The organism is Winogradskyella poriferorum, from assembly GCF_050618035.1.
GTDB classification, from domain to species: Bacteria; Bacteroidota; Bacteroidia; order Flavobacteriales; family Flavobacteriaceae; genus Winogradskyella; species Winogradskyella poriferorum_A.
In genome coordinates, this window is sequence record NZ_JBODPY010000007.1 from 68,135 (window position 1) to 83,460 (window position 15,326).

The 15,326-nt window shown below is 34.6% G+C and carries 15 protein-coding genes; 11 read left to right on the forward strand and 4 right to left on the reverse strand.

Translation table 11 applies throughout. The annotated features are described in order from the left end of the window. The first annotated feature begins 13 nt into the window (after positions 1-13). The 6 genes from ACRHOC_RS13700 (at position 14) to ACRHOC_RS13725 (ending at position 7,614) form a co-directional block, all read left to right on the forward strand. The gene (locus tag ACRHOC_RS13700) at positions 14-967 is read left to right on the forward strand and encodes a tetratricopeptide repeat protein (protein WP_431159215.1); all 954 of its coding nucleotides are present in this window, start codon (positions 14-16) and stop codon (positions 965-967) included. A gap of 117 nt (positions 968-1,084) precedes the next feature. Beyond that, complete coding sequence (locus ACRHOC_RS13705) at positions 1,085-1,759, forward strand: TetR/AcrR family transcriptional regulator (RefSeq protein ID WP_431159275.1); 675 nt, start codon at positions 1,085-1,087, stop codon at positions 1,757-1,759. A gap of 5 nt (positions 1,760-1,764) precedes the next feature. Continuing rightward, positions 1,765-3,426 carry a peptidase domain-containing ABC transporter gene (locus ACRHOC_RS13710; RefSeq protein WP_431159216.1) on the forward strand — a complete coding sequence of 554 codons (1,662 nt, stop codon included), beginning with the start codon at positions 1,765-1,767 and terminating at the stop codon, positions 3,424-3,426. Positions 3,427-3,437: 11 nt separating this feature from the next. Continuing rightward, entirely contained in the window at positions 3,438-4,787 is a 1,350-nt protein-coding gene (locus ACRHOC_RS13715; RefSeq protein WP_431159217.1) for an HlyD family secretion protein, read from the forward strand. 3 nt (positions 4,788-4,790) lie between these two features. After that, positions 4,791-6,194, forward strand: a complete 1,404-nt coding sequence (locus ACRHOC_RS13720) for a TolC family protein (RefSeq protein WP_431159218.1) — start codon at positions 4,791-4,793, stop codon at positions 6,192-6,194. A 67-nt stretch (positions 6,195-6,261) separates the two neighbouring features. After that, positions 6,262-7,614, forward strand: a complete 1,353-nt coding sequence (locus ACRHOC_RS13725) for a UDP-N-acetylmuramate--L-alanine ligase (RefSeq protein ID WP_431159219.1) — start codon at positions 6,262-6,264, stop codon at positions 7,612-7,614. Positions 7,615-7,617: 3 nt separating this feature from the next. Here the strand turns inward: ACRHOC_RS13725 and ACRHOC_RS13730 are convergent, their stop codons facing one another. Genes ACRHOC_RS13730 through ACRHOC_RS13740 form a run of 3 tightly spaced genes read right to left on the reverse strand, consistent with a single transcriptional unit; the run spans position 7,618 to position 9,562 of the window. Beyond that, positions 7,618-8,505 (reverse strand): dienelactone hydrolase family protein, encoded by an 888-nt coding sequence (locus ACRHOC_RS13730; RefSeq protein WP_431159220.1) that lies wholly within the window; start codon positions 8,503-8,505, stop codon positions 7,618-7,620. A 20-nt stretch (positions 8,506-8,525) separates the two neighbouring features. Continuing rightward, a complete protein-coding gene (locus ACRHOC_RS13735; protein WP_431159221.1) occupies positions 8,526-9,119 on the reverse strand; it encodes an FMN-binding negative transcriptional regulator in 594 nt (197 codons plus the stop codon). Further along, positions 9,119-9,562 (reverse strand): DUF1569 domain-containing protein, encoded by a 444-nt coding sequence (locus tag ACRHOC_RS13740; protein WP_431159222.1) that lies wholly within the window; start codon positions 9,560-9,562, stop codon positions 9,119-9,121. Before ACRHOC_RS13740 ends, ACRHOC_RS13735 begins: the two co-directional genes overlap by 1 nt. 51 nt (positions 9,563-9,613) lie before the next feature. Between ACRHOC_RS13740 and radC the strand changes: the two genes are divergently transcribed. The 4 genes from radC to ACRHOC_RS13760 are packed head-to-tail and all read left to right on the forward strand — an operon-like array spanning position 9,614 to position 13,132. Further along, positions 9,614-10,312, forward strand: a complete 699-nt coding sequence (radC, locus tag ACRHOC_RS13745; protein ID WP_431159223.1) for a RadC family protein — start codon at positions 9,614-9,616, stop codon at positions 10,310-10,312. Continuing rightward, positions 10,312-11,607: a polysaccharide deacetylase family protein gene (locus ACRHOC_RS13750; protein WP_431159224.1), complete on the forward strand. Its 1,296-nt coding sequence runs from the start codon at positions 10,312-10,314 to the stop codon at positions 11,605-11,607. Before radC ends, ACRHOC_RS13750 begins: the two co-directional genes overlap by 1 nt. Continuing rightward, positions 11,604-12,287 (forward strand): YjjG family noncanonical pyrimidine nucleotidase, encoded by a 684-nt coding sequence (locus tag ACRHOC_RS13755; protein ID WP_431159225.1) that lies wholly within the window; start codon positions 11,604-11,606, stop codon positions 12,285-12,287. Before ACRHOC_RS13750 ends, ACRHOC_RS13755 begins: the two co-directional genes overlap by 4 nt. Continuing rightward, on the forward strand, positions 12,287-13,132 hold the full coding sequence (locus ACRHOC_RS13760) for a hypothetical protein (protein ID WP_431159226.1): 846 nt from the start codon (positions 12,287-12,289) through the stop codon (positions 13,130-13,132). The genes ACRHOC_RS13755 and ACRHOC_RS13760 overlap by 1 nt, the downstream gene beginning before the upstream one ends. On the opposite strand, the gene ACRHOC_RS13765 is transcribed toward ACRHOC_RS13760, so the two are convergent. Beyond that, entirely contained in the window at positions 13,129-14,406 is a 1,278-nt protein-coding gene (locus ACRHOC_RS13765; protein WP_431159227.1) for a replication-associated recombination protein A, read from the reverse strand. The genes ACRHOC_RS13760 and ACRHOC_RS13765 overlap by 4 nt on opposite strands. A 66-nt stretch (positions 14,407-14,472) precedes the next feature. Here ACRHOC_RS13765 and ACRHOC_RS13770 point away from each other — a divergent pair, with 66 nt between their 5' ends. After that, a complete protein-coding gene (locus tag ACRHOC_RS13770) occupies positions 14,473-15,213 on the forward strand; it encodes a rhomboid family intramembrane serine protease (RefSeq protein WP_431159228.1) in 741 nt (246 codons plus the stop codon). The last annotated feature ends 113 nt before the right edge of the window (positions 15,214-15,326 follow it).

Consider the following 15,326-nt stretch of genomic DNA (forward strand, 5'->3'; position numbering starts at 1 on the left):
ACAGCCTTATCCTATGTACAAGATCATAACTTTTTTATTCTTCACCTTTTTAGGCTTTAGTCAAAATCCTGTAGCACATACCAAAGGCCTTATCGAATCCAAGAAATATGGGCTGGCACAGCAAGAAATGCTGAATTATCTTAAGTCGAATCCAAATGATATAGAAGCTAAAGAATTGTTGGGAGATGCCTATGCCTATCAGAGAAAGTGGGATAGCGCTATAGAACAATATGAATGGCTAAAATTAAATTATCCTAAAAATGCCAATTTTCATTATAAATATGGTGGTGCACTTGGAATGAAGGCACGTTCTATAAGTAAGTTTAAGGCTTTAGGTATTATTGGAGATATAAAGCGTTCCTTTTTAAAAGCGGCATCTTTAGACCCTACACATATTGACACGCGTTGGGCCTTAGTAGATTTATATGTTTCATTACCTGGAATAGTTGGAGGAAGTTATTCTAAAGCCCTAGAGTATGCACAACAGCTGGAAGATTTGTCAAAGGTTGATGGTTATTTAGCCAAAGGTTATGTATACGAATATGATGACGAACCAAAATTGGCAGAAAAATATTATAAGATGGCAATTAAGGTTGGAGGTTCAGTAACATGCTATGATAAGCTTACTACTTTTTACGACAATCAAAACCAACCTGGAAAAGCCATTGGGACTTTAGAAGAATCTCATTTAAGACACAAACGAAATGCCATCCATTATCAAATCGGTAAGGTCTGTGCTGATTATAATGTTCAGCTCAATAAAGGAGAAAAGTGTTTAAATGCTTATTTGGCAAATTATTCTGCAAAGGATGGCGTACCTAGAGAATGGGCCTATTATCGACTTGCTCAGATTTACAGACATAAAAAAGACAAGAGTAACGCACTGCTTTGGATCAACAAAGCAATCGCTGGCTTACCTAAAATTGAAGTTTTTAAGGATGAAAAAGCCTTAATATCAAGACTTTAAGCATTAAACATAAATAAAATTAATATATATTATAAGTATTATTTATAATACTAAATATTTGTTAAATACGCATAAATGATAGTATTACTATTATATTTGCACCCAAATATTTTAGGTATGATAAATTTACTGTCAAATTTAAAGATTCAAGTACCAGATAAAATTTATATCAAAGATCCGGAATCATCAGATCTGGGGAAACGAATCATCGAACATAGTATTTTATTAATTGAAGAAATTGGCTTCGATAGTTTTACGTTTAAAAAACTGGGAGCGAAAATTGGTTCTAACGAAAGTTCTATTTACCGATACTTTGAGAGCAAGCACAAATTACTTCTTTATTTAACGTCTTGGTATTGGGCATGGATTGAGTATCAATTGGTTTTTGCAACGCACAATATGCCTAACAAAGAAGAACAACTATTTAAGGCAATTGAGGTTGTAACAATGGCGATCAAAGAGGATGTTACATTCTCTCATATTAATGAGGTTGTTTTAAATAAGATTGTTGTAAACGAATACTCAAAAAGTTATTTAACTAAAGAGGTTGACACAGAAAATAAGGAAGGATACTTTGTGGTATATAAGAACTTGGTAAAGCGCCTTAGTGATTTTATTTCTAGTGTCGACGAATCTTATGAATTTCCTTCAAGTTTAGCGAGTACTATAGTAGAAGGATCGCTTCATCAGCATTACTTAAAATCTCATTTTAGTTCCATTACGGATTGTGATCAGAAAACAACACCGACAGATTTCTTTATTAACCTTACCAAAAAAGTATTAAATCTATAATAAGCATGAACAACGAAAAGCCTTTATTAACTCCTTGGCAACGTTTTGTAGGTATCCTGAGATTGGAAAAAAAGGACCTTTTACAGGTCATTTATTATGCCGTTTTTTCCGGTCTTATTGGACTTACATTGCCTTTGGGAATTCAAGCGATAATAAACCTAATCCAAGGAGCTCAGGTGAGTACATCTTGGATTGTTTTGGTAGTATTAGTAACGATTGGTGTTGCATTTGTTGGAATTCTACAGCTTATGCAAATGCGAATTATAGAAACAGTACAGCAAAGAATATTCATGAGAGCATCTTTTGAATTTACGTATCGTTTCCCAAAAATTAAAATGAACGAATTACGCAACTATTATCCACCAGAGTTGGCTAACCGATTTTTTGATGTACTAACGGTACAGAAAGGATTAGCTAAACTATTATTGGATGTGCCTGCAGCTGTTTTACAAATAGCCTTTGCACTTATTCTGTTGTCATTTTACCATCCTTTCTTTATTGCTTTTGGTGTACTTCTAATTGCTTTAATATACATCGTATTCAAGTTTACCATTCAGAGAGGTATGGAAACCAGTTTAGCAGAGTCAAAAAAGAAATATATGGTTGCGCATTGGATACAAGAAGTAGCGCGTGCGATAACGAGCTTTAAAATTTCTGGTCGTACATCTTTGGCTTTAGAAAAGAACGATAAGTTGGTAGATGGTTACTTAGTGGCAAGAGAAAGTCACTTTAGAATATTAGTTATTCAGTTTATCCAAATGATTGGCTTTAAAGTCATAGTAACTGCTGGGTTATTAATTATTGGTGGTTTGCTCGTATTAAGTCAAGAGATGAATATTGGTCAGTTTGTTGCAGCGGAAATTATAATTCTTCTTGTTATTTCTTCTGTTGAAAAACTAATTCTTGGATTGGAGTCTTTTTATGATGTGCTAACATCACTCGAAAAGATGGGCCAAGTTGTAGATAAGAAGTTAGAGGAGCAAGAAGGTATAAAAGTGGATCAGGCAGAGCATTTTGATATAGAACTTAATAAAATCACTTATGAAGTACCAGATAGAAATCTGCCTATACTTAATAATGTGTCGTTTCGCATTAAGCCTTCCTCAAGGATATTAGTACAAGGACCAAGTGGATCTGGTAAATCAAGCTTGTTGAGAATTATTTCTGGAATCATTTCACCATCAAAAGGTCATATTTACATTAATGAAGAATCGCTTGGCAATATTCATTTGAATAATTATAGGTCTTGCCTAGGATTATCATTAGCAGAAGAAACCCCTTTTGAGGGAAGTATTAGAGATAACCTAACACTTACCAACCCGAATATTACAGATGAGGAAATTCATAAGGTAATTGAAATCGTAGGCTTAAGAGATTACTTAAAAACTACAGCAAAGGGCTTGGATACTATTATATACCCTGAAGGAAAGCAGATATCTTTCACAGTAGCAAAGAAAATAATATTAGGAAGGGCTATTCTGAAGAAGCCAAAGCTATTGATTTTAGAGGAGCCTTTAGAGCATTTTGAGGCCGAAGAAGCAAAACGAATCATCAAAGCCTTAACGGCAGATTCTAATCCTTGGGCACTAATTGTAGCTAGTTTTAATCCAGATTGGTCTAGCGAGTGTACAGATGTTGTCAAATTAAATAATGGTGAAATCATTTAAACCAAAAAATCATGTTAAACATATCTAGAAATCCATTAAATAGAAAAGTTGACCTGTCAAGGTTTAAATCCAGTACGCATGTATTTAATAAGTCCTATTACAAATACTTTAATAGGTTCTTAGCGGGATTTGCAATATTTGGTTTCATCGTATTGTTCTTGCCATGGACACAGAATATTACTGGTCGAGGTAAGGTAACAACTTTAACACCAGATCAAAGACCTCAGACCATACAGTCTCCAATTCCTGGAAGTATTAAAAAGTGGTTTGTACGCGAAGGTGAGTTTGTAAAACAAGGTGATACCTTGTTGCAAATTGAAGAGATAAAGAGTGAGTATTTTGATCCTAATTTAGTACAACGTACTTCACAACAGCGAGATGCAAAATCTCTTGCTGTTAAGTCCTATGAGCAAAAGGTTAGAGCACAAGACGTAAGAATTAATGCCTTGCGTAATGAGAGAGTATTAAAATTGGAGCAAGCCCAAAACAAGTTGATACAGTCTAGATTAAAGGTACAAGCAGATAGTATTGATCTCGAAGCGGCCAAGATTAATTTAACCATTGCTGAAACAAAATACGATCGTGCAAAAACCCTTTTTGATGAGGAGATAGGAGCTTTGAAGACGGTAGAAGATACACGTATAAAACTCCAAGAAACTCAGGCAAAGCGTATTTCTCAAGAAGCTAAACTTTTGGCAAGTCGAAATGATGTTATTAATGCCCAAGTAGAAATTTCTCGAATTAAGGCTGAGTATGCTGATAAGATTTCAAAAGCAGAAAGTGATAAGTTCTCTGCACAGTCAAGCCAGTTTGATTCTGAAGCGCAGGTGCAAAAATTAGAAAACGAGGTTACTAATTATTCACTGCGTAATCAGTTGATGTTTATTACAGCGCCTTATGATGGTTATATACAAACAGCATTACGTGGCGGTGTTGGACAAACCTTTAAAGAAGGTGAGGAGTTGGTAGGTATCATACCAGCTAATGTAGACCTAGCAGTTGAAACTTTTGTAGAGCCTATTGATTTACCATTGATTCATAAAGGTGAAAAAGTGAGAATTCAATTTGACGGATGGCCTGCAATTATATTTAGCGGTTGGCCAAATGTCTCCTATGGTACTTATGGTGGTGAGGTTGTTGCTGTAGAGCGTTTTACAAGTCCAAATGGTAAGTTTAGAATCTTACTTAAGCCAGATCCAGACGACCACCCATGGCCTCAGGATGTCCGTGCAGGTTCTGGTGCTTTTACAATGGCATTGCTAGACGATGTCCCGATTTGGTTTGAACTTTGGCGTCAGTTAAATGGATTCCCTCCAAACTATTATCAGCCAATGGAGGTTACAGACACTAAAAAGAAATAAAATATGCGTTTTAAATTATTAACCATACTTGTTTGTTTCAGTTTTCTGGGTATTGCACAAACCGAGGAATTATCAAATGTTTTAAGATTTGATGAGTATCTAGGTTATGTAAAGGCCTATCATCCAATAGTAAAGCAAGCAGAGCTTGTTATTGATGAGAGCCAAGCTAAACTTATGAAATCGAGAGGTGCTTTCGATCCTAAGTTTGAAGTAGATTATGACCGAAAGAAATTCAAGGGTACAGAGTATTTCGATAGATTAAATGGAACATTTAAAATACCAACTTGGTTTGGTGTAGAACTTAAAGCTGCGTTTGAAGAGAATACAGGTGATTTCTTAAATCCTGAAGCCTTTGTACCAGACGATGGTCTTTATAGTGCAGGTATTGCTGTACCTTTAGGTAGAGGCTTATTAATTAATGATCGTATGGCTTCGTTAAAACAAGCCCGATTATTTAGAGAGCAAGCCAAAGCAGATCGAGATATTTTTGTCAACAACATTCTTTTTGAGGCGTCGCTGGTCTATTTTAAATGGTTACAGGCTTACAATGAGCTCAAGCTGTTTGAGAACTTTCTTGTTAATGCTGAGATAAGATATAGAAGTATTGAAAGAGGTGTAGAATTAGGAGAATATGCTGGGATTGATGCTACCGAAGCTCGTATTGCATTAAATAGCAGAAAATTAAGCCTGGAGCAATCGCGAGTAAAATTGATGAAGGCATCATTAGAATTATCTACATTTTTATGGTTAGAAAATAATACACCAGTTGAATTACAACCTAATGTAATTCCAGATGTAAATACAGAACCAATTGTAGATGCCACATTTAATATTAATCAATTACAAGAAGATGAGGCTGTAATTGAGGCGCATCCAAAAATGGTGTCATTAGACTACAAGATACAAGGACTAGAAGTTGATACACGCTTAAAAGCCAATAGGCTATTGCCAAGAATTGATGTGGAGTATAACTTCTTAACTGAAGTACCAGAGATCGCAAGAAGTTTAAATACGGCAGAGTACAAGGGTGGATTAAACATAAGTTTTCCATTGTTTTTACGTAAGGAGCGTGGTGATTTAAAACTTGCCAAAATTAAATTATCTGATACGGAATTTGAGAGAGATGCAACACGCGTTAATCTTCAAAATAAGATAGATGCCTTAAAGCAAGAGTTAGATTCTTATGTCACGCAGAACGATATAACACTTCAAATGGTTACCGATTCTGAGCAGGTGCTAACGGCTGAGGAGCGTAAGTTTCAATTAGGAGAGAGTTCATTATTCTTAGTTAATTCAAGGGAGTCTAAGCTTATTGAGAATCAGTTAAAAGCAATATCCATTCAGAATAAATTTTTCAACACTAAGGCTAAGCTATTTAATAGTCTCGCTGTTAATCCAGATCTATAGGTTATACATTGGTTAATATTGTAGCACCTAATTTGGAAATTGGATAAGGTAGTTTGATATTTGCTACATGAATGTACATTTTATTGCCATTGGAGGTGCAGCAATGCACAATTTAGCTATTGCATTGCATAATAAAGGGTATAAGGTCACTGGTAGTGATGATACCATTTTCGATCCTTCCAAATCACGCCTTGAGGCCAAGGGATTACTGCCTAATGCCTTTGGATGGTTCCCAGAAAAAATCACTTCAGATTTAGATGCTATAGTTCTTGGTATGCATGCTAAAGAAGACAATCCAGAATTGCTGAAAGCTCAAGATCTTGGATTGAAAATTTTTAGTTATCCAGAGTTTTTGTACGAACAGTCTAAGCACAAAACCAGAGTAGTTATAGGAGGTAGTCATGGTAAAACGACAATAACATCCATGATTTTACATGTAATGCATTATCACGATAGAGATGTAGATTTTATGGTAGGCGCGCAACTCGAAGGATTTGATGTTATGGTAAAACTTACCGAGGATAATGATTTTATTGTACTCGAAGGTGATGAATACCTAAGTTCTCCAATCGATAGACGTCCAAAGTTTCATTTATATAAACCAAATATTGCCTTATTGAGTGGCATTGCTTGGGATCATATTAATGTGTTCCCGACCTATGAGAATTATGTGGAGCAATTCAAAATCTTTATTGATTCTATAATACGAGGTGGAAGTATTAACTATAATGAAGAAGATGAAGAGGTGAAACGTGTTGTACTTAAATCTGAAAATCAAATACGTAAATTACCTTACAATACACCAGAATATTCAGTAGAAGATGGTGTTACTTTATTGGAAACGCCAGATGGACCGATGCCAATTGAAGTTTTTGGGGCTCATAATCTCAATAATCTTGCAGGTGCAAAATGGATATGTCAACATATGGGAATTGACGAAGATGATTTCTATGAGGCTATATCAACTTTTAAAGGTGCCAGTAAGCGCTTGGAAAAGATTGCTGAAACTTCTAATAGTGTTGCATATAAAGATTTTGCACATTCACCAAGTAAGGTTGAAGCCACTACCAAAGCAGTAAAAAGCCAATATAGTGATAGAACTTTGGTAGCCTGTTTAGAATTGCACACCTATAGCAGTCTAAATGCAGAATTTCTTAAAGAATATAAAGGTGCTCTTGATAGCGCAGATGTTGCTGTGGTTTTTTATTCGCCTCACGCTGTTGAGATAAAGAAGCTGGAGGAAGTGACACATGAGCAAATAGCTAATGCCTTTCAACGTGATGATTTAATCATTTATACCAATCCAGAAGACTTTAAGAACTTCCTATTTTCTCAAAACTTTGATAATAAATCGTTACTCCTAATGAGTTCTGGTAACTATGGAGGATTAGATTTTGATGAGGTAAAAGGATTGATTTAGCAATTACATCAAATACTTCTTAAAAAAGGCAATGGTGCGTTCCCAAGATAAATTGGCAGCGTCTTTGTCAAATCGTGGTGTCGTATTGTTATGAAAACCATGGTTAACACCTGGATAAATATAAGCCTCATGTTCAATGTTGTTTTCTTTTAAAACTGCTTCAAAAGCCGGCCAACCAGCATTAACACGCTTATCTAGTTCACCATATTGCAAGAGTAAAGGTGATTTTATTTTCTTAGCATCTTCAGCCTCGGGTTGCCTACCATAATAGGGTACTGCAGCTCCTAATTCTGGTAGTCTTACAGCCATCATATTTGATATCCATCCACCGAAACAAAATCCTACCACACCAACTTTTCCGTTACAATTTTCATGATTTTTAAGATGGTGATAGGCCACTATAAAATCTTCTAACATTTCATTGCGATCACGCTGTCTTTGCATTGTTCTACCATCATCATCATTACCAGGATAACCACCTAAGGGCGAAAGTGCATCTGGTGCAAGTGAAATAAATCCTTCTTTAGCAACTCTTCGACCTACATCTTCAATGTAGGGATTGAGCCCTCTATTCTCATGAACAACCACAACGCCTGGAACTTTGGTATCCAAATTTTTCGGTTTAGAAAGCAATCCTTTAATGGTGCCACCTCCTTGAGGAGAATCATAATTTATATAATCAGAATCTATGGTTGGGTCATCTGGTTTTACCGTTATGGTATCTAAATAATTTGGTGACATAAAGCTTAACAGAGAAGAAACAGTTAAACCGCCAACAGCATAAAGAGATAGTTTTTCGACAAATTGTCTTCGATTTAATTTATTATGGGCATAATCATCATACAGGTCGAAAACCTCTTGCTTAATGTCTTCTTTTTTAATGTCTTTCATGAGGTGTTTATTTTTAGTGGTTAGCTAAAGACTTTATTTAAAAAATCTCTTATACTTTCTTGATTTGCTCTTATCAGTTCTTCTCTTGCAAAATTTATGTCACTTCTTTTTTTATCCTGCGATAGTTTAAACTTGCCTTCCCAATCTGTTATTGAAATCTCAAACATTTCAATATAATTGAGGTTTCTATCTAAACGTGGATTATCTGGTTCGAGAACATACTTATGATCTGGAGCTTCTAAAAACGCTGTCATAGCTATTAACGATTGCTTTAAGGCTTGTTTACTCTCAATAGCTTTAACATTACCCTTTAGATGCACCTTTATATAGTTCCATGTTGGTAGTTGGGTAGTGCCATATATACTCGGAGAAATATAACATTGCGGTCCCGAAAACAGTATAGTAACTTCATTGTTATCCTTCAATAACTTAGCTTGTGGATTATAGATATCGATATGGCCAATGAGCTTCCCATCTTCGTAAATTAATGGGAGATGTGTTATTAATGGTTTATTTTCATGTACAGAAATTACTGTCGCTAAAGGATACGTCTTTATGACCTCTACAATATGATTCTTGTCGCTTTCTTGATGATGCTTCGGTGGATAATTCATTACACTCCAAATTGTCTAAGATGATGGTCTAAATGTTTGTATTGCATTTTGCCCCATTCCGCTTTAGTAAGTTTGCCAAATGCTGGGTGTGGTTGCCAATCATCACGATTTTTTTGAGAATTTAACTCCTTGAGCAATATTGAAATTACCTGCTTTTCAACTTCAAAATCTTTTTCTGTTTTAATACTAAATCCTGGAGCTGTTGGAAGATTTTTTCTCCATAATTTATCGCTGTACATTGATTTTTTGAACAATAGATTGATTAACCAGTTTGGCTTAACACCATAATCTTCTTTCTCAAGAATTATATTAAGTGGCATTTGACAATGATTAAGCATTTGACCAACATCCATTTTTCCCCATTTAGGTTGTGTTGATCCATCGAGTTTATTTATACGATTTGTAATTTCCTCATATACACCATCCTCAAAAAACGATTTCATATTTATAGGATTTAATTGATTCTGAAATTTACAATTTTTTATCTTTAGTCCATGGCAGAAAAAGCAGCTTCGTTTTCTATAAAAAATTGGTCTCAAGATGATCAGCCAAGAGAAAAACTAAGAGATAAGGGTAAGACAATTTTAAGCGATGCTGAATTGTTGGCAATACTTATTGGTTCTGGTACCAAGGATGAAAGTGCAGTAGATCTGTGTAAACGCATACTGGCGAGTGTAGACAACAATCTAAATGCACTAGGAAAACTTTCAATTAAACAATTAATGCAATTTAAAGGTATTGGAGAAGCTAAGGCCATAAGTATTGTTGGCGCTCTAGAATTAGGTAGACGTAGAAGGCAAGAGGATGTAGTTTCTTTAAATAAAATAACTTCTAGCAAGACCGTTTTTGAAATTATGCAACCAATAATTGGTGAGTTGCCACATGAAGAGTTTTGGATACTATATTTAAACAATTCTAATAAGATAATTCATAAAAATCAATTGAGTAAAGGTGGAATAACAGGGACCTTAGTGGACGTTAGATTGGTTTTAAAAAATGCTTTAGAGAATGGTGCAACTTCATTAATTCTATGTCATAATCATCCCTCTGGTACACTGAAGCCTAGTCAGGCCGATAAAAATATTACCCAAAAATTAAAGCAGGCCTCAGAGAGTTTAGATATAAAGGTGTTGGACCATTTAATTATTACCGAGCACAGTTATTTTAGTTTTGCTGATGAAGAATTAATGTAATGCTATTAGTTTATACACATAAAATCACACCACGTCTAAAATATACGTTTAAGCATATCTGTAAGCGTATTTTACAATTAGATGTAAAATTTACTTCAAAAGTTGAGGATTTTATTGCACACGATAGTTTAAAAATGTCCTACACTAAACAACCACTCAGTAATGAATTGTTTATTAGAAGCCATTCTTTGTTGTTTGAAAGCGGTTTATCAGATTTAAGTATTAATGTGCAAACTTGGGAGGATACCAAAGGGTTTTTTGCAACAGGTGAACGTAGTGATTTACCCTATGATATTTTTGCCGCTTCTTTTTATTTGTTAAGTCGTTACGAAGAGTATTTGCCACATGTAAAAGATGAATTTGGCCGGTTTATGGCTAAGGAGAGTTTAGGCTATGTGCATCGATTTTTAAATCAACCGGTAGTTGACATTTGGGCTTATAAACTAAGAGATCTTTTACTTAAGAAATTTCCAAACTTTAAGTTTAAAGAGCGTGAGTATAACGTAATTCCAGTTATCGATGTTCCGATGGCTTATTATTTTAGGCAAAAAGGATTATTACGAACAATAGGAGGGACCTTAAGCGATATTGGGCGTTTTAAATTAAGGCAACTCTATCAACGTTACTCTGTGTTGATGGGATTTCAAAGAGATCCATATGATACCTTTAAATGGATAATTACTAAACAGAAACAGTTTAAACATAAGTTTATGGTGGTGTTTTTGTTGGGTAATTATTCAACCTATGATAAGAGTATTAATGTAAATAAAAAGGAGTTTGTTTCGCTTATAAAATCTGTCGCTGATTATTGCAGAGTTGGATTAAAGGCATCTTATTTTGCACTTGAGGATATCACAATTCTAAAAAAGGAAAAGCAAAAAATAGAATCTATTACTAACCGAGAATTGGAGGCTGTGAGGCATTCTTTTTCTAAACTCAATTTGCCAAAATCATATCGTAATTTGATTGAGTTAGAGATCCATCAAGACTATACAATGGGCTATGTAGATACTTTAGGGTTTAGAGCTGGTACATGTACGCCTTTTCAATTTTATGATCTCGATTATGAAGTCCAAACACCTTTACAAATTAATCCTTATCAGTGTATGGATTTTGCCCTTTTGAAATATCAATCCCAATTAGACAAAACAGAGCATCTTCAAAAACTTATCGATGAGATTAAAGCTGTTCAAGGAACATTCACACCTATTTTTCATAATTATACATTTAGTGATTCCGAACGTTGGGATGGGTTTAAATCTCTTTTTAATTTAATACTTGAAACCTCAGAATGAATAACGGAATAAAACATGTTTTTTTTGATTTAGATCACACACTATGGGATTTTGATAAAAATTCAGGACTGACCTTTGAGAAAATATTTAAGCTGAATAAAATCGATGTTAATTTATCGGAGTTTCTCGAAGTCTATGAGCCAATAAATCTCAGATATTGGAAAATGTACAGAGAGGAGCGTGTAAGTAAAACTGATCTAAGATACGGTAGGCTAAAGGATGCCTTCGATTCCATTAATGTTAGCGTTGAAGATGATATGATTAATCATTTATCGGTTGCTTATATAGATTATCTGACTACATTTAATCACCTATTTGACGGGACATTTGAGATATTAGAATACCTACAATTAAAATATCATTTGCATATAATTACAAATGGTTTTGAGGAGGCTCAAGAACGAAAAATGACAAACTCCAATATCAGGTCTTATTTTAAGACCGTTACAAATTCTGAAATGGTAGGTGTAAAGAAACCAAATCCAAAAATTTTTAATTTTGCATTGAATCAGGCTAATGCTAATTCACACGAAAGTATTATGATTGGCGACAGTTTAGAAGCAGATATAGAAGGTGCAAAACATGTTGGTATGAGCGCTATCTTATTTACTCAAAAAAGTCAGGATGTGCATCAAACTAAAGTTATTAATCATTTAAAAGAATTAAAGAATCATCTCTAATGAAAAAGTTATTTCTAGTAATATTTACAGTGCTTATTGTTTTGCCCAGCCTTAATGCGCAATCAGAAGTAAATTCATATAAGTATGTTATCGTACCTCTGCAATATAAGTTCTTAAAAGGGCAGAATAAGTATCGCTTAAATACACTGACCAAACAGCTTTTTTTAAAGAGTGGTTATGAGGTTTACTATGATAATCAATTACTACCTGATGATGTTTTTCAAGATAGATGCCTAGCTATGTATGTCGATGTTAATGAGGTAGAAAAAGGTTTTAGAGTTACCAATCTAGAAATTGAATTACGCAATTGTAGAGGAGAGCTCATTTTAAAATCAGAATTAGGGCAATCGGGTACAAATGTGCACTCAGATCGATATCAAATGGCCTTGCGAAATGCGTATGAAACCATAAATGATAAAATGTTCTATAAAGAGAATAGTAAATCTTTTACCTCAGAAGAGAAGGTGGTCGAAACAAAAGAGGATGAACTCGTAAAAGAGTCAACTGTTACTGCTGAAGCTATTGAATCAGTTGAAACACAAGAAGGTGCAATTGAGAGTTCTAATACAAATTCTGAGCCTGAAGTAGAAACTAAAGTAGTGCCAGTAGAAGAGAAACCTGAGGAAGTTTTGAGTACAATTTTCTATGCGCAAAAAATTGAAGGAGGCTTCCAGATCGTTGATTCAGAACCAAAAGTACTTATGGTCTTGCTTCAAAGTAGCCTAGAAGATGTTTTTATGGTTAAAGGTGAAAACGCTGTTGTGTTTAAAAGAGATGGTGATTGGGTTCTTTCAAAAAATAATGGAAAAAAAGTAGAGGAGGAGATCTTAAATATTAAGTTCTAATAGCCATATTTTTTATTCCATAAACTCCTGAGGTATTTGCGTTGAGCTTCTTCCCTTGGATTATTTCCGGGATTGTAAAGTTTGGTATTGGCAATTTCATCTGGTAGAAATTCGTGTTCTGCAAAATTTTGCTCATAGCTATGCGCATACTTATAGTTGCTACCATAACCTAGTTCTTTCATAAGTTTTGTTGGTGCGTTTCTAATGGATAGAGGTATCGATAAATCACCTGTTTCCTTAACTAATTGTTGCGCTTTGTTAATAGCTTCATATGAAGCATTACTTTTTGGTGAACTCGCCAAATAAGTAGCACATTGACTTAAAATTATCCGAGATTCTGGATTACCAATTACAGATACCGCCTGAAAAGTGTTATTGGCAATTACAAGAGCCGTCGGATTGGCATTACCGATATCTTCACTCGCCAAAATCAATAATCGTCTCGCAATAAATTTTACATCCTCACCACCTTCAATCATTCTTGCCAAATAATAAACGGCTGCATTGGGATCACTACCACGGATAGATTTTATAAATGCAGAAATTATATCGTAATGCTGATCACCAGTTTTATCATAACGCACAGATTTTGATTGTACTTGTTTCATTACAAGTTCATTCGTAATCGCGATCGATTCACCGTCAAAGGCACTCACAATGAGCTCGAAAATATTAAGCAATTTTCTGGCATCGCCTCCAGATAATCTTAATAATGCTTCGGTTTCCTTTAGTTCTATATTTAGTTTTGATAATATTTGGTCATCTGTTAGCGCTCGCTTTAATAGCGCTTCTAAATCCTCTTTATTGAATGGATTTAAGGTATAAACTTGACATCTCGATAAAAGTGCTGATATGACCTCAAAGCTTGGGTTTTCTGTTGTAGCTCCAATGAGTGTAACCCAACCTTTCTCAACTGCTTCTAGAAGTGAGTCCTGTTGGGACTTACTAAATCTGTGAATTTCATCAATAAACAGTATGGGGTTTTTAGAAGTAAAAAGGCCACCACTTTTTTTTGCTTTATCTATAACCTCTCTAATGTCCTTTACACCAGAATTAATAGCACTTAACTTAAAGAAAGGGCGCTCAGACTCATTGGCAATAATATTGGCTAAAGTTGTTTTACCAATGCCAGGAGGTCCCCAAAGTATTAGGGAAGGAATTACACCACTTTTAATTTGCTGATAAAGCAGACCCTCTTTACCCACTAAATGTTGTTGGCTGAGGTAGTCTTCTAAACGCTTTGGTCTTAGTCGTTCCGCTAGTGGTGTATTCATGTGTTAAAAGTACAAAACAAGGTTTAAAATAATTGCTTTAAAATGTAGGACTTGTGACAATATTTCATGGATACCATATTTGGTTTTAAATTTGGTGTATGGTCTATAACTATTATGTCTAAAGAACCACAATTTAAATATTCAACCAGTGTAATTTTATACCCAATACTATTGCTTTTTAGTATTTGGTTAGTCTTCTGGTTTCAGGTAAGGATAGATTATGGCATTAAGGCGTATGGGATTAAACCACATAAATTAGAAGGACTATTGGGCATATTTACGAGTCCATTTCTACATGGAGATATTAATCATTTATATAACAACTCCATACCACTTTTTGTACTGTCCCTTGCACTTTTTTACTTCTACAAGAAAATAGCCTGGAGGGTCATTTTATACGGAATTTTATTATCTGGTTTATTGACTTGGTTAATAGCGAAATCGGGCAATCATATTGGTGCAAGTGGATTAATTTATGTCTTAGTAAGCTTTATCTTTTTTAAAGGAATATTTGCTAAGCACTATAGACTAATTGCACTCTCCCTTATGGTAGTCTTTTTATACGGCAGTTTAATCTGGTATGTATTTCCGGTGAAAGCAGGTATGTCCTGGCAAGGTCATCTTGGTGGTTTAATTACAGGGTTCTTGTTTGCCTTAGTATTTAGGAAACAGGTGGCTAAACCAGAACGCTATTACTGGGAACAACCCGATTATAATGAAGATGACGATCCCTTTATGAAGCATTTTGATGAAGATGGTAATTTCATAGAGTTTATACCAGAAGAAAATACTGAGGAACTCGAATAGTATAGTTTTCATGAACTATTATTAGAACATGTACTGAGTTAAGGATTGTGTATTCCTATTTAGGAATTATTAGAGTTATAAGTATGGCTTTATTTTAGCTTTATATCCCTTAC